The following is a 20,654-nucleotide window of genomic DNA, read 5'->3' on the forward strand; positions in this document are numbered from 1 at the left end:
CAGCCACTCAAAAACGAACACGGCACCGAAGTGCCGTGCTTTAAACGCTGAATCGCTTTACTTGTCGCGGTGCTCAAACTCACCCTCGATCACGTTCGGTTCGCGGCCCAGGGGCTGATGAGTGCCCGGACGCACAGGCGCATCGAATTCATCGGCAAAGGCACGCTGGCGCATGGCCTGTTCTTCAGCGCGTTTGCGCAGGCGCTTGACCAGCAGCCCCCGCACGGGAGGCAATAGCAACAGCAAACCTGCGATGTCGCTGATGAAACCGGGAAGCACCAGCAAGCCACCGCCCAACGCCATCATCAAACCGTGGAGCATTTGCTCGGCAGGCAACTCGCCGCGATTCAAGCTTTCGCGCGCGCTGAGTGCCGTCGCCAACCCGGCGACCCGCACCACAAGAATCCCCAGCATGGAGCCGGCAATGATCAGCAGCAACGCGGGGAAAAAACCGATCGCGGTGCTGACCTTGAAAAAGACGTACAGCTCTAGCACGGGAAACAACAGAAAGAGCAATAGAAAAGCGCGCATCAAATGATTCCTCTCCGGAAGAATATCTTCCAACCCAGCTTAGATGACGGCGCTTGGCGCTGAATTCAAGGTCAGGCTGGCTGTTTTTTCGGCCACTCACTGGCGCGGGCCAGAAAAACCAAGGCTTCGCGCGCTTGTATCGGAGTGTTACAAACCTGCGGAAAGCCTAGCCAATAAAGGCCCGCTCCGATGCGTAAATGCATACCTTCACTGTCTATTGCGACCAGCACGGCAGGTGCGGTTTGTGACAATCGCGCTAATTGCACGTAATGCTGTATCGCATTGGCGTGATCATCATTCATGTGTTCGACCATGCGCCGCTCGGCTTGCCCGGCAAACGGGTTAGCCAAGGTCACCTGATCCAGCCAGTGAATGGCGCCAAACCCGCCGATATAACGATGCCGCACAGGTTTAAGCACCCAAAAGTCAAAATCGTGAGCCGTGTGGTAGCTCCGAGACTCGGGGAAGTAGCGGTAATAACGCTCGGCAGCCGCTTCAATGGCCGTGGCATCGCTCAATTGTTCGGCTTCAGCCATCACCGTTAAACGCCCTACAGCCTGTACATCCTCCGCCCCGCGCTCGCCGACCATCAAAGAGCATTTGGGATCTTGACGCAGGTTATGGGTGTGTTGGGCAATGCGACTGATGAGAATCAAGGGGCGGCCTTGATCATCCAGGCAATAGGGTACAACCGACCCGAACGGGAAACCCGGCATCGCTTTGGACTGCGTCGCCAGTGCTCCACGGTATTCCTTGAGCAGTAATTCTCGGGCATGCTTGGCAGCTTCAACGCTCAACGTGTGACTCCTTATAAAAAATCCGTCGAAAACGGACGAGTTCAGGGCATGCAGTACACCCGCACTCAGGGCTGTATTTGATAGACGACCGCTCCCCCGGCGTAGATCAAGGCTGTGTAAGGAATCACTCCGATAAATTGCTGCCGAGGGCTGTCATGCAACTTAAAGACAAAGTAATCATTATCACTGGCGGTTGCCAAGGACTAGGGCGTGCCATGGCCGAGTATCTGGCTGCCAAGGGCGCCAAACTGGCGCTGGTTGACCTCAATCCGGAAAAACTCGAGCTGGCTGTGACAGCCTGTCAGGCACACGGCGTCGAGGCACGCGCGTATTTATGCAATGTGGCGGATGAAGAGCAGGTCACACAAACGGTGTCACAGATTGCCGATGACTTTGGAGCGATCCACGGCCTGATCAATAACGCCGGTATTCTGCGCGATGGCATGTTGCTCAAGGTTAAAGACGGCGAGATCACCAAGATGAGCCTGGCGCAGTGGCAGGCAGTGATTGATGTGAACCTGACCGGCGTGTTCCTGTGCACCCGTGAAGTGGCAGCCAAAATGGTTGAGCTGAACAATCAGGGCGCGATTATTAATATCTCGTCTATTTCGCGGGCCGGTAACGTGGGCCAGACCAACTACTCGGCGGCCAAGGCGGGCGTAGCCGCTGCGACCGTAACCTGGGCCAAGGAGCTGGCACGCTATGGTATTCGGGTCGCGGGGATTGCGCCGGGCTTCATCGAAACTGAAATGACCCTGGGCATGAAACCTGAAGCGCTGGAGAAAATGACCTCGTTTATCCCGCTTAAGCGCATGGGCAAAGTCGAAGAAATTGCTCATTCGGCGGCTTATATCCTTGAGAACGACTACTACAGCGGACGAATCCTGGAGCTCGATGGCGGGCTGCGGATCTAACCCGGCGTAGCGCAACCAACACTGGGGCAGTCGTTTCAGGCAATGCCTTTTAAGCGGCAATCATTAGCCCTGAAACCACTGCCATTGGCGCCGAGACTGCATGCATATGCGGCTTTCGGCAGCCGATTCGCATCGGTTACCAGGTCACACCAAACCCTGCGGTGTAGCGGGTTTTGTTGAGGGTGTTGTCAGTACCGCTGCCACTGCCTACCAAGTCTTTCTCCGCCTTAAGATTGAGCGAAGCCCACTCAGTGACTTTGTAACGCAGGCCAATTTCGGCCTCAAGGCTGTAATCCGAGGCACTGGCCAACGGCTTGCCGACTTCGCCATTGGTGAAAAGCGACACCGTCTTGCCCAGCAAATAACGGTTGTAGTCCCAACGCATGGCCAAGGAGTAGAAGTTGTCCTTCTTGCCGTCCGAGTATTCGTAATCCGTGCGGTTCACCAGTGAACCGAGCGAGAACGCGCCAAGTTCGTCATCCCAAAACTGATAACCAGGCCCCGTACCCACGGTGCGCTGACGGGAGATGTCTTCGACCCTGTCACGCTTGTAAGTCAGGCGACCTTGCCAGTACCACTTTTCATCAAGGAAGTGGTCGAGGGCATATTCAGCACTCCAGTTGTCAGTGGTGACCACATCGTTCTGGAACTCGCGGTTGTACTCGCCTTCGGCATGATGACGCCACGCACCGTGACGGGCAGTGGTTTTAAAGTCGATGTCGTAATCGTCGGTGTCTTTGTCGGCGCGTTTGTAGTCGAGCGCTACATCTATATTGCCCTTCCAGACCAGATCTTCAATCACAGGCTTGGGTTTGATGATCTGTTGAATACTTGCCAGATCGACCGTCTTGGGTTCGTCGCCATTGGCCAGCGTGACCTTCCCGTCCTCGGCTGCTTTTAGCGATTTGGCTTTTTCGCCAGCATACGCATCCTGTTTGACCAATAATTCCTGATCGCTCTCAAGGGTTTTGACCTCTTTCCAATCAATTGGAATGGCCCCCGCGTACTTGGTTTGAATGAGTAACTTGCCGCCATCGAACACTTTAATTTTGCCGCTCAGGCGGTCGCCGTTTTTTAACCAGACCGTATCAGCAAGCAAAGGCGTGGACACATTCAACACAGCGAGGCATAACAGGGTTCTGGACAACATAAGCAGATGCGAAACTCAGGTTTGCGAAAGAATGCCGGCATTATCCAGATGGACACGCCCCAGGCAAAGAAAGACCGGCTGAAAAGGATGTAGTTCCTTCATTAGTCCAATTGACAGAAACGCCTTCAGCCCTCCACCCAAGCCATCTACCTGTAGAAACGTGCCGTGAATTGCGACCCATCTCCTGTTCAAACGCCCGCCGATATTCGCCGCGAAGCGCTCTATTCAACGCTGATGCAGGTGCCCGCCGGGTATGTGGTCACTTATGGCCAGCTCGCCGAGCTGGCGGGCCTGGGCCGGGCGGCACGGTGGGTCGGGCGCACGCTCAGCCAGCTACCGGAAGGCTCACGCTTGCCGTGGCATCGCGTGATTGCAGCGGGCGGGCGTATCAGTTTGCCAGCAGGGTCGCCATCGGGAGATGAGCAGCGCGCGCGACTTCGCAGCGAAGGGCTGAGTATTTTGAATAATCGCGTGGATATACAACGCCATAGCTGGCGCCCGATAGAGCACTGCGGTTAGAGTGCGGCCTTTGTTTCCGTAACCTGAGGCAGACTCCAGCCCATGCCCCGTAAAACCTGGCGCGCCGCGCTCGCTGCCTATGCCAGCCCCTCGACTCTAGTGCTGTTGCTGCTCGGTTTTGCCGCCGGCTTGCCGTACATGCTGATGGTCTCAACGCTTTCCGTCTGGTTGCGCGAGGCCGGTGTGGCCCTCCAAACCATTGGCTACGCCAGCCTGATCGGTCTGGCCTACGCGTTTAAATGGGTGTGGTCACCACTGCTCGACCAATGGCGCCTGCCTTTGCTGGGTAGACTCGGCCGCCGTCGCTCCTGGCTGGTGCTCGCGCAGTCCCTGGTCATTCTGGGCCTGATCGGCATGGGGTTCTGTGACCCGCAAAAGCATCTTTCCTGGCTGATTGCCATTGCCGTCATCGTGTCTTTTGCCTCGGCCACCCAAGACATTGCTGTCGACGCTTACCGCTTGGAGATTGCAGAAGACAGCCGTCAGGCCGCACTCGCCGCCAGCTACATGTCCGGTTATCGGGTAGCCGCTTTGCTGGCCACGGCCGGAGCCCTGTTTTTCGCGGAAGGTTTCGGCTCCACCGGATTCAACTACAAACACTCGGCCTGGACCGGTACCTTCGTGCTGTTCGGGTTACTGATGGTTCCGGCCCTGCTGACCACCTTTTTCATGCGCGAACCGCCCGTGCCCCTGCGCACTCAGTTGTCAGCCGGGCGATACACCTTCGGCCATCAACTGGCATCGGTGTTTGTGCTGATTGTGCTGCTGGTCTCTGTCCCCGCGATGTTTACCCAGCTCTACGACACCGATTTCGCAAGTGTGCTCTTTGGTGACCAGACACTTCTGAATTTGCTGCTGGAAGACCGGGCGTTCCTGCGTGCGATCTTGTACACCTTGCTCACCGTACTGTGCCTGTCTTCAATTGGACGACGCGGGCTGGCGCCCGTTCTCACACCCGTGAACGACTTTATCGTGCGCTACCGGTGGCAAGCCCTGTTGCTGCTCGGCCTGATCGCCACCTACCGGATGTCTGACACTGTCATGGGCGTCATGGCCAATGTGTTCTACATCGACCAAGGCTTCACCAAAGACCAGATTGCCGGTGTCAGCAAGATTTTCGGCCTGATCATGACCTTGGTCGGTGCAGGCATGGGCGGCCTGCTGATCGTGCGCTTCGGCATCCTGCCGATCCTGCTCATTGGCGGTGCTGCTTCGGCCGGGACCAACCTGCTGTTCATGCTGCTGGCCGACATGGGCCCGAACGTGCAGATGCTGATTGTCACGATTTCACTCGACAACTTCAGCTCCGGCCTCGCCACGTCGGCCTTCGTGGCCTACCTGTCGAGCCTGACCAACCTCAAGTTTTCCGCCACTCAATACGCCCTGCTCAGTTCCATCATGCTGCTGCTGCCGCGCCTGATGGGTGGGTACTCCGGCGTACTGGTCGAGAAGTTCGGCTATCACAACTTCTTCATCATTACAGCGGTGATGGGTATTCCCACGCTGCTGTTGATCAGCCTGCACTGGTATCAAGAGAGCCGCCGCGCACGACAAAAGCCCCCTGTCGATCTCGAAAAAGCGCCGTAAACACACGGGGGACCCAACCTCCCCCGCCTGGCCTGTACGCAAGCACATCTCGCCCGTACAATGCCCAGTCATTTCTAGTCATCAGCAACGGCACCGGCTAACCATGCGCACCAGTCAATATTTGCTCGCCACACAAAAAGAAACGCCATCGGACGCGGTCGTTATCAGCCATCAGCTGATGCTGCGCGCAGGCATGATTCGCAAACTTGCTTCCGGCCTGTACACCTGGCTGCCCATGGGCCTGCGCATCATGCGCAAGGCCGAAGCCATTGTTCGTGAAGAAATGAACGCTGCAGGCGCTCTGGAAGTGCTGATGCCGAGCATCCAGCCGGCCGAGCTGTGGCAGGAATCCGGGCGCTGGGAAGAATACGGCCCTGAACTGCTGCGCCTTAAAGACCGTCATGGTCGTGAATTCTGCGTGGGCCCGACCCATGAAGAAGTGATCACCGACCTGTGCCGCAACGAGTTGAACAGCTACAAGCAGCTGCCTATCAACCTGTATCAGATCCAGACCAAGTTCCGTGACGAGATCCGTCCCCGTTTCGGTTTGATGCGCGGCCGTGAATTCATCATGAAGGACGCGTATTCCTTCCACGCCGACGAAGCCTCGCTGCAGGTCACTTACGACCGCATGCACCAGGCATACTGCAACGTGTTCACCCGTCTTGGCCTGAACTTCCGCCCGGTCGAAGCCGACAACGGCTCAATTGGCGGCGCTGGCTCCCACGAATTCCACGTGCTGGCAGAATCGGGCGAAGACGACATCGTTTTCAGCAACGGTTCCGACTACGCGGCCAACATTGAAAAAGCCGAAGCCGTACCGACTGAAACCTCACGTCCTGCGGCCACCGAAGCGCTACGCCTGGTCGACACCCCGGACGCCAAAACCATTCAGCAGTTGGTAGAAGGTCACAGCCTGCCAATCGAAAAAACCGTCAAGACCCTGATCGTTCACGCCGCCGAAGAAGGCAAGCTGATCGCGCTGGTGATTCGTGGTGACCACGAGCTGAACGAAATCAAAGCCGCCAACCACCCGTTGGTCGCCAGCCCGCTGGTCATGGCCGGCGATGCCGAGCTGCGCGATGCCATCGGTGCCGGCGCAGGCTCGCTGGGCCCGTTGAACCTGCCATTGCCTTGCATCATTGATCGCTCGGTCGAGATGATGAGCGACTTCGCCGTGGGTGCGAACATCGACGACAAGCATTACTTCGGTGTGAACTGGGAGCGTGACCTGCCCGTACCAACCGTTGCCGATCTACGTAATGTCGTCGCTGGCGACCCTAGCCCGGACGGCAAAGGCACACTGGAAATCAAGCGCGGCATCGAAGTGGGCCACATTTTCCAACTGGGCACCAAGTACAGCGAAGCCATGAAGTGCCAGGTACTGGGCGAGAACGGCAAGCCGGTCACGTTGAGCATGGGCTGCTACGGCATTGGTGTTTCCCGCGTGGTTGCTGCTGCCATCGAACAGAACAACGACGAGCGCGGCATTATCTGGAGCGATGCGTTGGCGCCGTTCCAGGTGGCACTGGTGCCACTGCGTTATGAAACCGAAGCAGTGCGCGAAGCCACGGACGCCTTGTACGCCCAGCTGACAGCCGCAGGCTTTGAAGTACTGCTGGACGATCGCGATAAGAAAACCAGCCCCGGCATCAAGTTCGCTGACATGGAGCTGATCGGCATCCCGCACCGCATCGTGGTCAGTGACCGAGGCCTGGCCGAAGGTAACCTGGAGTACAAGAGTCGCACCGAAGCAGAGCCGCAAGCACTGCCCGTGGCTGACGTCCTGGCATTCCTTCAGGCACGCATCCGTCGCTGAACCCGAATATAGAGACGCCATGTTCAATCGACGTACCTTAACCCTCGGGGGCGCCGCCATGTGCGGCGCCCTGCTGTTGAGTGGCTGTGCCAACCACATGTCGCAACGCAGCGAGCACGAGGAGCGCATCGAGCGCAAACTGCTTTCCCACAGCCTGCTAATCGATGTGGGGTCGCCAGCTGTGCTGGAGTTACCGCAACGCCGTGTGCGCATCAATGAGCAAAAGACTTTCGAAGTCACCGAGTTCGATGTCACCCGTCGTTACGACCGCTACACCCCCTATCAACCCTGGAGAGAAATCTACGAGGTGCCATTGGGGGCCGTGGCAGTGGTTGCCGGGGTTGGCGCCAATGTGCTGAACATCTTCATGTTCGGGCAATTACCGGACAGCGTGACCCGAGATTGGCTGAGCTATGGCGTTGACGGGCTGAATCCGGCCATGAACGTGCAATCCAATGGCCGTGCCCAACAGAGCCTGGCCGGGATTGAAGACGTCCAGCGCGATTCGCGCCTGGAGTATTCGAGCCTGCCGTGGGCTGAACGCCCCGTGGCGGTGACGGCTGGTAAACAGACCCATGAATTGACCACGGACCGCAACGGCGTGTTACGCCTCAACCTGCTGGACGGCCCTTTTGCCGGACAGGATCTCAACCATGTCGGCAAGTTGACGATCACGGTCGAGGACGCACAGGACGAGACCCACTCCGACTCGACCCTCTCAATCAGCAGCAACTTGCGCGGCAAATTGCTGGAAGCGCATAACCTGATCTTCGACGACCTTGAGGGTGACGACGTCAACCAATGGGTTCATCGGGTTAAACGCTTGTCTGAACTGGGCCTTGAAGAGGAAGCCAGCGAACTCGAACAGAGCCTGATCGAACTCACCCGCAACGATCCCGAGTTGCAACGTGAATTCCTTCAGTCCCTGACCAAAAATGCGGGCCGACTGGTCGCAGACCCCGGCGTAAGTTGAGGGGCGCGCTACGAGCGCCCGCCAAACAGCTCCAACTGCTCAAACCCGGTACTCAAATCCTGCAAGCGCACGCCAAGCCCGAGCAATCGAACGGGCTTGGCGCCGCGTGCAAAGGCCTGACTCAACAGGCCCTGATAACTTTCCAGATCCCTCCCGGCCCCTGACTGCTCCAATGTGGTTTGGGTGAAATCGTGAAACTTCACTTTGACGAACGGCTTGCCGGGACGGTAACTCGCATCCAGCCGCCCGATACGCCCATTCAGGGTGTCGAGAAGTTCGGGGAGTTTTTCAAGACAGGTCGCCAGATCCGGCAAGTCGACGTCGTAGGTATTTTCAACACTCACGGACTGACGGCGACTGTCGCTGTGTACCAAACGCTCATCAATGCCCCGCGCCAGCCCCCACAACCGCTCACCAAAGCTGCCGAACTCACGAACCAGCGCCAGCTTGCTCCAGTCGCGCAATTGCAGGCAGGTCTCGATCCCCAGCCGTGCCAGCTTGTCGGCGGTCACCTTACCCACACCATGCAGTTTGTTGACCGTAAGCGCAGAAACAAAATCGTCTACTTGGTCCGGCGTAATCACGAACAGCCCGTTGGGCTTGCGCCAGTCACTGGCGATTTTTGCCAGAAATTTGTTGGGCGCTACCCCAGCCGATACCGTGATGTGCAACTGATTGGATACCCGACGCCGAATGTCCTGGGCAATGCGCGTGGCGCTGCCGGCAAAGTGCGGGCTGTCCGAAACATCCAGATAAGCCTCGTCCAGCGATAACGGCTCAATCAACTCGGTGTAATCGCGCAGAATGCCGTGAATCTCACGGGAGGCTTCTTTATAAGCGTCCATCCGCCCATGCACGATTACCAGGTCCGGGCACAACTTCAGCGCATGCCGCGATGACATGGCCGATCGCACCCCATACGCCCGCGCTTCATAGTTGCACGTAGAGATCACTCCCCGCCGATCCGCTGAGCCTCCGACCGCCATGGGCTTGTTTGCCAGGCTCGGATCATCACGCATCTCAATGGCGGCGTAGAAGCAGTCACAGTCGACATGAATGATTTTTCGCTGCGTCATGTAGGGCGGCGTTCTATCTAAGGTTGAAAGCGGGTCGCCAGTATGTCATCCGCAACTGTATATAGCACCAGTAGTCTTCTGCATCCCCGACCAGCGTGGCTAGAGAGCCCTGCCTATTTGTTTTTCCAATCGAACCACCCTCTTTAATAGCGCATCGCCCATTCCACGCGGCCTACACTGCCTCGCACCACCTCCCTACCAGGCTAACCAATTGAACCAGAACACTTTTTTCTAAATTAACATTTGACACACTCGCGTATCACTGTAGAATCCGCCACACAGACGCGGGATGGAGCAGTCTGGTAGCTCGTCGGGCTCATAACCCGAAGGTCGTCGGTTCAAATCCGGCTCCCGCAACCAAACATCGAAGAAGGCCACTTGAAAAAGTGGCCTTTTTTGTGCGCGTCAGTTTTGTGTACGCTGCCGCGCTCTGGCACCGCACGTTTCATTGCCGCCTTTCATTCACGCAGAAAACCTGCCGCATTTCAGCTAATTGCCTGCATTTATGCATTAAAGGTTGACTCCTCAGCTCATCACTGTAGAGTGCGCCCCACAGACGCGGGATGGAGCAGTCTGGTAGCTCGTCGGGCTCATAACCCGAAGGTCGTCGGTTCAAATCCGGCTCCCGCAACCAAATATCGAAGAAGGCCACTTGGAAAAGTGGCCTTTTTTGTGCGCGTATGTTTTTACCCCTTTTTTCACGCAAACCCGGCTATTTCGACCGCCGAGTCAATTAGGCGTTGACACATTTGAGTTCCTCTGTAGAATGCGCCCACACAGACGCGGGATGGAGCAGTCTGGTAGCTCGTCGGGCTCATAACCCGAAGGTCGTCGGTTCAAATCCGGCTCCCGCAACCAAACATCGAAGAAGGCCACTTGAAAGAGTGGCCTTTTTTGTGTGCGCTCAAAAAGTGAGCAACAGACGTTCATTGACATGAAACGACATATTTCTGAAAGTTCGGCCGCCTATACTCGGCACCAACAACTCCTCCTCTTTTCAACCTCTCAACCTGAACCTCAGGCAAACGGCTGAAAGTATTTCAAAATATTTTAACCAAAAGGATTGGTAACTTGAGTCGATGCATCCATCCTGTCGCGCACGATCCACGAGGTGATTGATGCTCGATAACTCGCCACTCCCAAAAGACTCCGTTACTGCAGCCCAGCCCATTGCTGCGGCACGTTTGCGCTGGCTGGATTTGCTGAGCAAATACCGCCAGCCCATTGGACTTGCGCTCACCCTGCTGTTATTCGCAATCGCCCTGATCGCGTGTCGACACTTGCTCAGTGAGCTTGACCTGAACGCATTGCACGACTCGATTCTGGAAGTCCCCAAACCCGCCCTGTTTGGCGCCGTGACCGCGACAGCCGTCGGCTTTTTTATCCTGCTGGGGTACGAGTGGTCAGCCAGCCGCTACGCAGGTGTCAAACTGCCACCCAAGACCTTGGCGCTAGGCGGGTTCACGGCCTTTGCAATCGGCAATGCCATCGGGCTGTCGCTACTCTCCGGCGGATCGGTTCGCTACCGTTTATATGCCCGCGAAGGCGTGGGCGCTTCAGAAGTCGCGCACATGACACTGTTCGCCAGCTTGTCACTGGGGTGCGCGTTGCCGCCGCTGGCAGCGTTGGCAACATTGAGCAACTTGCCCGCCGCCTCTGCCGCCTTGCACCTTCCTGCCTCTGTGCTAGGGGCGATTGCCGCAGCAGTGCTGGCGTTGTTCGGCTTGCTGGCGCTGGGTATTTATCGCCGGCGCCTGCCCGAGCAACCAATCCCGGACAATCTGCTGGTCAAAGCCGGCCGACGCACCCTGCGCCTGCCCAGCCCGCGCCTGACGCTGCTTCAACTGGTGATCACCGCACTGGACGTAGTTACCGCCGCCACGGTGCTTTATCTGTTATTGCCAGAAGCACCGCCCTTCGGCGCCTTCCTGCTGGTTTACCTGCTGGCCCTCGCGGCAGGCGTGCTCAGCCACGTGCCGGGCGGTGTCGGCGTATTCGAAGCGATTCTGCTCGCTGCCTTTGCCAATCAACTCGGTGCTGCCCCACTGGCGGCGGCCTTGCTGCTGTATCGCATGATCTATGTGATTTTGCCGCTGTTGATTGCCTGCTTGCTGCTGTTGATCAATGAAGCCCAACGCCTGATCCAGACCCGTCAAAGCCTGCGTGTAGCCTCTGGACTTGCAGCACCCATTCTGGCGATTCTGGTGTTTATGTCCGGCGTGGTGCTGCTCTTCTCTGGCGCCACACCTGAAATCGACACGCGTCTGGAGCATATCGGTTTTCTGATTCCCCATCGCCTGATTGACGCCTCGCACTTTGGTGCCAGCCTGATTGGCGTGCTTTGTTTATTGCTGGCTCAGGGCCTGCGCCGACGCCTGTCGGCGGCCTGGATGCTGACCACCATTTTGCTGCTGGTCGGTGCCGTGCTGTCACTGCTTAAAGGCTTCGACTGGGAAGAAGCCTGCATCCTGACCCTGACTGCCAGTTTGCTGGCCCTGTTTCGCCGCTCGTTCTACCGCCCGAGCCGTTTGACCGAATTGCCCTTCTCACCGCTTTATCTGGTCGCCAGCGTCTGCGTATTGGCGGCTTCGATCTGGTTGCTGCTGTTTGCTTATCAAGACGTGCCCTATAGCCATCAACTGTGGTGGCAGTTCACGCTGGACGCCGATGCGCCTCGCGGGTTGCGCTCGCTGTTGGGCGCCGCTGTGGTGCTGGTCATTGTGTCGCTGACCTGGTTGTTGCGCACGGCCCGGCCGGTGATCCACCTGCCGGATGCCAGCGAGCTGGAACGCGCAGAGAAAATCCTCCTCGCCTCCGACCAGCCAGACGGCGGCCTGGCCCTGACCGGCGATAAAGCGCTGCTGTTCCACCCGGACAACAATGCTTTCCTGATGTATGCCCGACGCGGTCGCAGCCTTGTTGCCCTGTATGACCCTATCGGTCCCAATCAGCAACGCGCCGAGTTGATCTGGCAGTTCCGCGACCTGTGCGACACCTTCCACGCCCGACCGGTGTTTTATCAGGTGCGCGCTGAAAACCTGCCCTTCTACATGGACATCGGCCTGACGGCGATCAAGCTCGGCGAAGAAGCCCGGGTCGACCTGCATCGCTTCGATCTCGAGGCTAAAGGCAAAGAGATGAAGGACCTGCGCTACACCTGGAACCGCGGCACCCGCGACGGGCTGTCACTGGAGATCCACGAGCCAGGAGAGGCGCCAATGGCCGAGCTGAAGGTGATTTCTGATGCTTGGCTCACCGGCAAAAATGTGCGCGAGAAAGGCTTCTCGCTGGGGCGTTTCAGCGAGGACTACATCCGCCACTTTCGGGTGGCGATCATTCGTTTCGAAGGCAAACCGGTGGCCTTCGCCAACCTGCTCGAAACCCACAGCCATGAGCTGTCGAGCCTTGACCTGATGCGCGCGCACCCGGACGCACCGAAGCTGACCATGGAATTCATGATGGTCGGCCTGATTCAGCACTATAAGAAGCACGGATACGCCCGCTTCAGCCTGGGCATGGTGCCGTTGTCCGGCCTGCAGCCCCGGCGCGGCGCGCCCTTGACCCAACGCCTGGGCTCAATGCTGTTTCAGCGCGGCGAGCACCTGTACAACTTCCAGGGATTGCGCCGCTTTAAAGACAAATTCCAGCCCGACTGGGAACCTCGATATATGGCCGTGCCTGCCGGGCTTGATCCGCTGGTGGCACTGGCTGATACCGCCGCCCTGATTGCGGGCGGCTTGACTGGATTGGTGAAACGTTAATGAAACATCGTTCCTGGCGGTTTTTGCTGGTAACTCTAGTGGTCGTTGTAGCACTGGCTGCAAGCGGTTATGCGTGGTGGAACCGCCCTGCGCCTGAACCGACAATCGAGCACGTCAGTCAAACGGATGGATCCACACTAACGAACGTCATGCCGGGCGAAAAGGCCAAGGCGCACGTCGTTATCGCCACGCCCGCTGACGAAGCACTGAATGACAAACAACTGCTGGCATTGAGCCGTGGTGGTGCCGCACAGCTGGTTCAGGTGATCCTGCCCAAGGATGACTGCACACTGCAACAGCAAGCCCTGCAACGCGCGCTGAGCCAACTCAAAGGGCCTGCCACGCTGGTCAGCGGCATTGGTCCCGGTGCCAGCCTGGCGTGGCGTTGGTTGGCCGGGCAAACCAGTGACAATGCCCGGGCGGTGTCAGTGGACTTCAAATTGGAGCAGCCGGGATGCCCTCAGCCATTACCCACCTCAGCGGCCCATGGCAACTGGCTGGTCGCCTGGAACGATAATCCCGATGACCCGAGCGCTGCGTTTGTACGCGATCAACCGAACGCCCAGACCAGCATCAGCGATTACGACATCCACTTCCCGCAGGTATTGAGCAACGAACTGCGCAAGCTTCTCGTCGGCAACCAAAATGGCGGCCTGAACATGCCCGTGGTTGAGGTGCCTGCAGGTCAACAAAACAACACCGTGACCCTGTTTCTGTCCGGTGACGGCGGTTGGCGTGACCTGGACCGCGACGTGGCGGGCGAAATGGCCAAAATCGGTTACCCGGTGGTGGGCATCGACATGCTGCGCTACTACTGGCAGCACAAAACTCCGGAGCAAAGCGCCACCGATCTGACAGAACTGATGCAGCACTATCGTCAGAAATGGGGCACACAACGCTTTGTATTGGTCGGCTACTCCTTCGGCGCTGACGTACTGCCCGCCACTTACAACCGTTTACCGCAAGCCGAGCAGAATCGTGTCGATGCCATTATGTTGCTGGCTTTCGCGCGCAGCGGCAGTTTCGAAATCCATGTCGATGGCTGGCTAGGTAAAGCAGGCGCAGAAGCCGATACCGGCCCGGAGATGGCCAAACTGCCCGCGGCCAAAGTGGTGTGCATCTATGGCGAAGAGGAAGTAGACGAAAGCGGCTGTACGGCCAAAACGACCGTGGGCGAGGGCCTGAAGCTGCCCGGCGGGCATCACTTTGATGAAAACTACCCGGCTCTGGCCCAACGCCTGGTGAACCTGATCAAGAAACATCAGACCGCCGCGCAATAACGTTAATAACGCCGACAGCCGCACACAAAAAAGCCCGACCGCTTACGAGGTCGGGCTTTTTTTGTCAGGCTAGATCTCGACCTGGGTGCCCAGTTCGATCACCCGGTTAACCGGCAGCTTGAAAAACCTCAGATTTCCGTTGGCGTTTTTCAACATGAACGCAAACAACCCTTCGCGCCAGCGCGCCATGCCCACCAGTTTGGAGGGAATAACGGTCTCGCGACTGAGGAAGTAAGTGGTGCGCATCGGGCTGAAATCCAGCTCATCGAGATGACACAGCTTCAATGCTTGCGGCACATCGGGCTCGTCCATGAACCCAAAATGCAGGATCACCCGAAAAAAACCATCGCCATACGCGTCCACTTCAAAACGCCGTTCTGCTGGCACTCGCGGCGAGTCTTCGTTGACCACCGTCAGCAGCACCACTTGCTCATGCAATACCTGGTTATGCAGCAGGTTGTGCAGTAGCGCGTGGGGCACTGCGTCCGGCCGGGCAGTCAGGAACACTGCCGTGCCTTGCACGCGGTGCGGCGGCTGCACGCGAATGCTGCTGATGAACAGCGGCAACGGCAACGCGTTTTCGTCCAGCCGGTCCACCAGCAATTGTTTGCCGCGCCGCCACGTGGTCATGAGCACGAACAATACGATACCGGCCAACACCGGAAAGGCCCCGCCCTGTACGATTTTCGGCACGTTGGCAGCGAAAAACAGGCCGTCCACCAACAGAAAACCGACCAGAATCGGCACCGTGAGGATCGGTGACCACTTCCACAGCAACAGCATCACTGCCGACACCAGAATGCTGGTAATCAGCATGGTGCCGGTCACCGCCACGCCATAAGCTGACGCCAGCGCGCCCGAGGACTCAAAGCCCAGCACCAGCAGAATCACACCGACCATCAACGACCAGTTCACGGCGCCAATGTAAATTTGGCCCTGTTCGTCACTCGACGTGTGCTGGATATGCATGCGCGGGATGTAACCCAACTGAATGGCCTGCCGGGTCAAGGAGAACGCCCCGGAAATCACCGCTTGCGACGCGATCACCGTGGCCAGCGTGGACAGCACCACCAAAGGAATCAGCGCCCAACTCGGGGCCAGCAGATAAAACGGGTTACGCGCAGCTTCCGGGTTTTCCAACAGTAGCGCTCCCTGACCGAAGTAGTTCAGCGCCAGCGCGGGCAACACCAGAATGAACCAGGCCCGGGCAATCGGCTTGCGCCCGAAGTGCCCCATGTCGGCATACAGTGCTTCGGCACCGGTCAAGGCCAGTACCACCGCGCCCAGAATGGCCACGCCCATGCCCGGGTGCGACACAAAGAAACGCACGCCCCATATCGGGTTAAGCGCGTGGAGTACTTCAGGGTGTTGCGCGATTCCGTGGATGCCCAGCCCGCCCAGCACCACAAACCACACCACCATCACCGGACCAAACAGCTTGCCGATACTGGCCGTGCCATGGCGCTGAATCAAAAACAGTAACACCAGCACAATCAAGGCCAGCGGCACCACCCAGTGCTCCAGCCCGTCAAATGCCAATTCAAGGCCCTCGACCGCCGACAATACGGAAATGGCCGGGGTGATCATGCTGTCGCCGTAAAACAGCGACGCACCGATCAGCCCAAGGATCACCAGCATCGTGCGCAGTTTCGGATAGGGCGATGCGGCCCGACGCGCCAGTGCTGTCAGGGCCATGATGCCGCCCTCGCCCTGGTTGTCGGCGCGCAAAATGAACAGCACGTACTTGATCGACACCACCCAGATCAGCGACCAGAGGATCAGCGCCAAAATTCCGAATACGCCGTCGTGGTTGACTTGAACCCCGTAAGCACCCGAAAACACCTCTTTGAGGGTATACAACGGGCTGGTACCGATGTCGCCGTACACCACCCCGACTGCCGCAACCAGCATCCCAATCGGCCGGGCAGCTGAGTGCCCGCCTTCTGCCGCCTGACTACTTGCCTGCCCCATCAACCACTCCTACAACTCTGGTCTACGTTTCTTAATGGCGAGCGCTACGCTTGATCGGCAGCATGCGCTGATTGTCTGACTGTTATCTACGAAAAATCGCAGGTTAAAAACCCTACTTTCGCAACGGCGCGCAGCATAGCGCAGCACTCGTCGTAAATCCCCGTATAACGCTGGTCAACTGCGTAGACCATAGCTAAAATTGCGCACTTTTTTCACTAGAGGCGCATCAAGCGTCCGTTCGTCGTGCAGCCTTTACGGGCATGTAACGTCACTACATACCGAGGTTCGCCATGTCCACCGTTACCACGCCAGCCAACCCCAAGGTTGGCTTCGTCTCTCTGGGTTGCCCGAAAGCGCTGGTCGACTCCGAGCGCATCCTGACGCAGCTGCGTATGGAAGGCTACGATGTCGTTTCAACTTACCAAGACGCCGACGTCGTGGTGGTCAACACCTGCGGCTTCATCGACAGCGCGAAGGCTGAATCGCTGGAAGTCATCGGCGAAGCCATCAAGGAAAACGGCAAGGTCATCGTGACCGGCTGCATGGGCGTCGAAGAAGGCAACATCCGTAACGTGCACCCAAGCGTGCTGGCCGTAACGGGCCCTCAACAGTACGAGCAAGTGGTCAACGCCGTGCACGAAGTCGTGCCACCGCGTCAGGATCACAACCCGCTGATCGATCTGGTGCCGCCACAAGGCATCAAGCTGACCCCGCGTCATTATGCGTACCTGAAGATTTCCGAAGGCTGCAACCATAGCTGCAGCTTCTGCATCATTCCCTCGATGCGCGGCAAACTGGTCAGCCGTCCGGTCGGCGACGTACTGGACGAAGCTCAGCGCCTGGTCAAGTCCGGGGTTAAAGAGTTGCTGGTCATCTCCCAAGACACCAGCGCATACGGCGTGGACGTGAAATACCGCACCGGCTTCTGGAATGGCGCTCCCGTCAAAACCCGCATGACCGAGCTGTGCGAGGCCTTGAGCACGCTGGGTGTCTGGGTGCGCTTGCACTACGTCTACCCGTACCCGCACGTGGACGAGCTGATTCCTTTAATGGCGGCGGGCAAAATCCTGCCGTATCTGGACATTCCGTTTCAGCACGCCAGCCCTAAAGTGCTCAAGTCGATGAAGCGCCCGGCGTTCGAAGACAAGACCCTGGCACGCATCAAGAACTGGCGCGAAATCTGCCCGGACCTCATTATCCGCTCTACCTTTATTGTCGGCTTCCCAGGCGAGACCGAAGAAGACTTCCAGTACTTGCTGAACTGGCTGACTGAAGCACAACTGGACCGCGTAGGTTGCTTCCAGTACTCGCCGGTAGAAGGCGCACCGGCCAATGATCTGGACCTGGACGTCGTGCCGGACGAGATCAAGCAGGATCGATGGGATCGTTTCATGGCGCACCAGCAAGCCATTAGCGCTGCACGCCTGCAGATGAAAATCGGCAAGGACATTGAAGTCCTGATCGACGAAGTGGATGAGCAAGGCGCGGTTGGCCGCTGCTTCTTCGATGCACCGGAAATCGACGGCAATGTGTTTATTGCCACCGAAAAAGACATCAAGCCGGGTGACAAGATCATGTGCCGCGTCACGGATGCGGACGAATATGACTTGTGGGCTGAAGCGCTGTAACACGCAATCAGCCCTCAAAAAGCCCTGCCGCGCTCGCGTCAGGGCTTTTTTTACGACTATTGTTTAGTGATCAACTTCATCATGGATGGGAGACACGCGCAGAATGAAGCCGACTTGGGTCGTTCAAACACCGGGGCTTAAAGATTTCAACGAACTTGCCACTGTATGGGAAGCATCCGTTCGCGCTACCCATGACTTTTTGCCCCGCAGCTACATTCAAGAACTCAGAGAACTGGTGGAGCATCGTTACCTGGATGCGGTGATGCTCATTTGCTGCCGCGACCCAGTGCATAAACGCATTGCGGGGTTTGCCGGGGTAGCTGCACGCAAGGTCGAAATGCTGTTTATTCACCCGGATTATCGGGGGCTCGGCGTGGGAAAAAGCCTGTTGATGTATGCCATCAATGAACTGAACGCGTCCGAACTCGACGTGAATGAGCAAAATCCGCAGGCCCTCGGTTTTTACCTGAATCAGGGCTTTGAAATCATCGGCCGCAGTGAAACGGACGGTCTGGGCGAACCTTATCCACTGCTGCACCTGCGATATAAGCGCGCAACCCGGACCCAGAACAAATGTTGCCGGGCTTAACCGGCCCGAGGCGGGTACAATAGTCGCCCAATTACATTACGGCCCTTGTCATGTCTGAACCGATACGTCTCTCCAAACGCCTCATCGAACTCGTCGGCTGCTCCCGCCGTGAGGCCGAACTGTTCATTGAAGGTGGCTGGGTCACGGTAGATGGCGAAGTCATCGACGAACCGCAGTTCAAAGTCGACAACCAAAAAGTCGAGCTGGATCCGCAAGCCAAGGCGACCGCGCCGGAGCCCGTAACCATCCTGCTGAATGCCCCCGCCGGTCTCGACACTGACAGTGCCATGGCCCTGATTGGCCCGGACTCACTGAGCGAAGAACACCGGTATGGCAAGCGCCCGCTCAAGGGGCACTTCCTGCGCCTGAGCGTTGGCAATGAGCTACAGGCCAATGCCAGTGGTCTTCTGGTGTTCACTCAGGACTGGAAAATCGTCCGCAAACTGACTGCCGACGCGAGCAAGATCGAGCAGGAATACGTGGTCGAAGTCTCGGGTGAAATGGCGCCTCATGGCTTGAATCGTCTCAACCATGGCATGACCTACAAGGGTCGCGAGCTGCCTGCCGTCAAAGCCAGCTGGCAAAGTGAAAACCGCCTGCGCTTTGCGATGAAAAACCCGCAGCCGGGGGTGATCGCCCTGTTTTGCCAGGCCGTGGGCCTGACCGTGATTTCAATGCGGCGCATCCGTATTGGTGGAGTGTCCATGGGCAAGCTGCCCGTCGGGCAATGGCGCTACATGACAGCCAAAGAAAAGTTTTAAATACTGCTAAAGCCCCACATTTCGACACCGCAGCACGCCTGCGGTGCTCACTGCTGAATATCAGGATTGCCCACATGATTCATAACGACGTACTGCGCAGCGTGCGCTACATGCTCGACATCAGCGACAACAAGGTGGTCGACATCATCAAGTTGGGTGGTCTGGACGTCACCAAAGAAGACGTGCTGACTTACCTGAAGAAAGACGAAGAAGAAGGTTTTGTGCGTTGCCCGGACAACGTCATGGCGCATTTTCTGGATGGCTTGGTGATCTTCAAGCGCGGTAAGGATGAAAGCCGCCCGCCAGTACCGGTGGAACTGCCCGTGACCAACAACACGATTTTGAAAAAGCTGCGCGTGGCCTTCGAACTGAAAGAAGACGACATGCACGCTATCTTGAAGTCAGCCGGTTTCCCGGTGTCCAAACCAGAACTGAGCGCGCTGTTCCGCAAGTTTGGTCACACCAATTACCGCACCTGTGGCGATCAGTTGCTGCGCAACTTCCTCAAGGGCCTGACCTTGCGTGTGCGCGGCTAAACACTGACGTGTTGAAACAGCCCATGTCATCGTTGCCCAGGGTTTCAACTTCATGACCTACAGCGTTTCCCCCATCGGCTATGTGCGCTCCTGCTTCAAGGAGAAATTCGCCATCCCGCGCCAGCCGCAACTGGCGCCTGCTGCGCGCGGCGTACTGGAGCTGGTCGCCCCGTTCAATCAGGGTGAGGCTGTACAAGGTCTCGAACAGGTCAGCCACGTCTGGTTACTGTTCGTGTTCCATCAGGCCCTGGAGGATAAGCCACGACTCAAGGTGCGCCCGCCGCGCCTGGGGGGCAACACCTCGATGGGGGTCTTCGCGACCCGCGCTACGCATCGTCCGAATGGTATTGGCCAGTCCGTGGTCAAGCTGGACAAGGTCGAGGCTGACCGGCTGCATATCTCGGGCATCGACCTGCTTGATGGCACACCGATTCTCGATATCAAACCCTATGTCCCATACGCAGACATCATCGCCAGCGCCAGTAACTGCATGGCCAGTGCTGCGCCGGTGCTGATTCCTGTGATCTGGACCGACACCGCGCTGCAGCAGGCGCATACCCATGGTCTACGTCTTCAGGAACCGCTGGTGGAACTGATTGAACAGTGCCTGGCCCAAGACCCGCGTCCGGCTTACCAGACGCCAACAGCGCAACGTGAATACGGTGCACAGTTTTGGGACCTGGATGTGCGCTGGCACTATCCCGAGCCCGGCAAAATATGTGTGCTAGAGGTCATTGCCGCCGGTTAAGCGCCAGACAGCAA

17 protein-coding genes and 3 tRNA genes are annotated in these 20,654 nt (G+C 57.8%); 15 read left to right on the forward strand and 5 right to left on the reverse strand.

Features of this window, described 5'->3' with window-relative positions; all coding sequences use genetic code 11:
- Positions 1-57: 57 nt before the first annotated feature.
- Positions 58-531 carry an FxsA family protein gene (locus HBN68_RS05605; RefSeq protein ID WP_169963305.1) on the reverse strand — a complete coding sequence of 158 codons (474 nt, stop codon included), beginning with the start codon at positions 529-531 and terminating at the stop codon, positions 58-60.
- A gap of 71 nt (positions 532-602) precedes the next feature.
- The gene (locus tag HBN68_RS05610; protein WP_169963303.1) at positions 603-1,328 is read right to left on the reverse strand and encodes a HugZ family protein; all 726 of its coding nucleotides are present in this window, start codon (positions 1,326-1,328) and stop codon (positions 603-605) included.
- A gap of 155 nt (positions 1,329-1,483) precedes the next feature.
- Here HBN68_RS05610 and HBN68_RS05615 point away from each other — a divergent pair, with 155 nt between their 5' ends.
- The gene (locus HBN68_RS05615; RefSeq protein ID WP_094995275.1) at positions 1,484-2,242 is read left to right on the forward strand and encodes an SDR family oxidoreductase; all 759 of its coding nucleotides are present in this window, start codon (positions 1,484-1,486) and stop codon (positions 2,240-2,242) included.
- 136 nt (positions 2,243-2,378) lie between these two features.
- Here the strand turns inward: HBN68_RS05615 and HBN68_RS05620 are convergent, their stop codons facing one another.
- On the reverse strand, positions 2,379-3,392 hold the full coding sequence (locus tag HBN68_RS05620) for a DUF481 domain-containing protein (RefSeq protein ID WP_169963301.1): 1,014 nt from the start codon (positions 3,390-3,392) through the stop codon (positions 2,379-2,381).
- A 165-nt stretch (positions 3,393-3,557) separates the two neighbouring features.
- Between HBN68_RS05620 and HBN68_RS05625 the strand changes: the two genes are divergently transcribed.
- From HBN68_RS05625 to HBN68_RS05640, 4 genes are all read left to right on the forward strand, one after another.
- Complete coding sequence (locus HBN68_RS05625; RefSeq protein WP_169963299.1) at positions 3,558-3,911, forward strand: MGMT family protein; 354 nt, start codon at positions 3,558-3,560, stop codon at positions 3,909-3,911.
- A gap of 42 nt (positions 3,912-3,953) precedes the next feature.
- A complete protein-coding gene (locus tag HBN68_RS05630; RefSeq protein ID WP_094995278.1) occupies positions 3,954-5,498 on the forward strand; it encodes an AmpG family muropeptide MFS transporter in 1,545 nt (514 codons plus the stop codon).
- Between the two features lie 103 nt (positions 5,499-5,601).
- Positions 5,602-7,317: a proline--tRNA ligase gene (locus HBN68_RS05635; protein ID WP_169963297.1), complete on the forward strand. Its 1,716-nt coding sequence runs from the start codon at positions 5,602-5,604 to the stop codon at positions 7,315-7,317.
- Positions 7,318-7,336: 19 nt separating this feature from the next.
- On the forward strand, positions 7,337-8,290 hold the full coding sequence (locus HBN68_RS05640; protein WP_094995280.1) for a hypothetical protein: 954 nt from the start codon (positions 7,337-7,339) through the stop codon (positions 8,288-8,290).
- An 8-nt stretch (positions 8,291-8,298) separates the two neighbouring features.
- On the opposite strand, the gene dinB is transcribed toward HBN68_RS05640, so the two are convergent.
- Positions 8,299-9,366 carry a DNA polymerase IV gene (dinB, locus tag HBN68_RS05645; protein ID WP_094995281.1) on the reverse strand — a complete coding sequence of 356 codons (1,068 nt, stop codon included), beginning with the start codon at positions 9,364-9,366 and terminating at the stop codon, positions 8,299-8,301.
- A 283-nt stretch (positions 9,367-9,649) separates the two neighbouring features.
- On the opposite strand from dinB, the gene HBN68_RS05650 reads away from it, so the two are divergent.
- The 5 genes from HBN68_RS05650 to HBN68_RS05670 all read left to right on the forward strand — a co-directional run bounded on the left by HBN68_RS05650 (position 9,650) and on the right by HBN68_RS05670 (position 14,407).
- Positions 9,650-9,726 (forward strand) — tRNA-Met (locus HBN68_RS05650).
- Between the two features lie 197 nt (positions 9,727-9,923).
- Positions 9,924-10,000, forward strand: a tRNA-Met gene (locus tag HBN68_RS05655).
- A gap of 147 nt (positions 10,001-10,147) precedes the next feature.
- A tRNA-Met gene (locus HBN68_RS05660) sits at positions 10,148-10,224 on the forward strand.
- A gap of 260 nt (positions 10,225-10,484) precedes the next feature.
- Positions 10,485-13,127, forward strand: a complete 2,643-nt coding sequence (mprF, locus tag HBN68_RS05665) for a bifunctional lysylphosphatidylglycerol flippase/synthetase MprF (protein WP_169963295.1) — start codon at positions 10,485-10,487, stop codon at positions 13,125-13,127.
- Positions 13,127-14,407, forward strand: a complete 1,281-nt coding sequence (locus HBN68_RS05670; RefSeq protein WP_169963293.1) for a virulence factor family protein — start codon at positions 13,127-13,129, stop codon at positions 14,405-14,407. Before mprF ends, HBN68_RS05670 begins: the two co-directional genes overlap by 1 nt.
- Positions 14,408-14,476: 69 nt before the next feature.
- Here HBN68_RS05670 and HBN68_RS05675 read toward each other — a convergent pair whose 3' ends face one another.
- Positions 14,477-16,378, reverse strand: a complete 1,902-nt coding sequence (locus HBN68_RS05675; protein ID WP_169963291.1) for a potassium transporter Kup — start codon at positions 16,376-16,378, stop codon at positions 14,477-14,479.
- 290 nt (positions 16,379-16,668) lie between these two features.
- Between HBN68_RS05675 and rimO the strand changes: the two genes are divergently transcribed.
- From rimO to tsaA, 5 genes are all read left to right on the forward strand, one after another.
- Positions 16,669-18,006: a 30S ribosomal protein S12 methylthiotransferase RimO gene (gene rimO, locus HBN68_RS05680; protein ID WP_169963289.1), complete on the forward strand. Its 1,338-nt coding sequence runs from the start codon at positions 16,669-16,671 to the stop codon at positions 18,004-18,006.
- A 103-nt stretch (positions 18,007-18,109) separates the two neighbouring features.
- Positions 18,110-18,595 carry a GNAT family N-acetyltransferase gene (locus HBN68_RS05685; protein ID WP_094995217.1) on the forward strand — a complete coding sequence of 162 codons (486 nt, stop codon included), beginning with the start codon at positions 18,110-18,112 and terminating at the stop codon, positions 18,593-18,595.
- Positions 18,596-18,645: 50 nt separating this feature from the next.
- Positions 18,646-19,356 (forward strand): rRNA pseudouridine synthase, encoded by a 711-nt coding sequence (locus HBN68_RS05690; RefSeq protein ID WP_047274154.1) that lies wholly within the window; start codon positions 18,646-18,648, stop codon positions 19,354-19,356.
- A 74-nt stretch (positions 19,357-19,430) separates the two neighbouring features.
- The gene (locus HBN68_RS05695; RefSeq protein WP_169963286.1) at positions 19,431-19,892 is read left to right on the forward strand and encodes a DUF1456 family protein; all 462 of its coding nucleotides are present in this window, start codon (positions 19,431-19,433) and stop codon (positions 19,890-19,892) included.
- Positions 19,893-19,944: 52 nt separating this feature from the next.
- Positions 19,945-20,640: a tRNA (N6-threonylcarbamoyladenosine(37)-N6)-methyltransferase TrmO gene (gene tsaA, locus HBN68_RS05700; protein WP_094995215.1), complete on the forward strand. Its 696-nt coding sequence runs from the start codon at positions 19,945-19,947 to the stop codon at positions 20,638-20,640.
- Positions 20,641-20,654: the final 14 nt, after the last annotated feature.

This window comes from Pseudomonas sp. WS 5078 (assembly GCF_012985745.1).
In the GTDB taxonomy this organism is placed as follows: domain Bacteria; phylum Pseudomonadota; class Gammaproteobacteria; order Pseudomonadales; family Pseudomonadaceae; genus Aquipseudomonas; species Aquipseudomonas lundensis_A.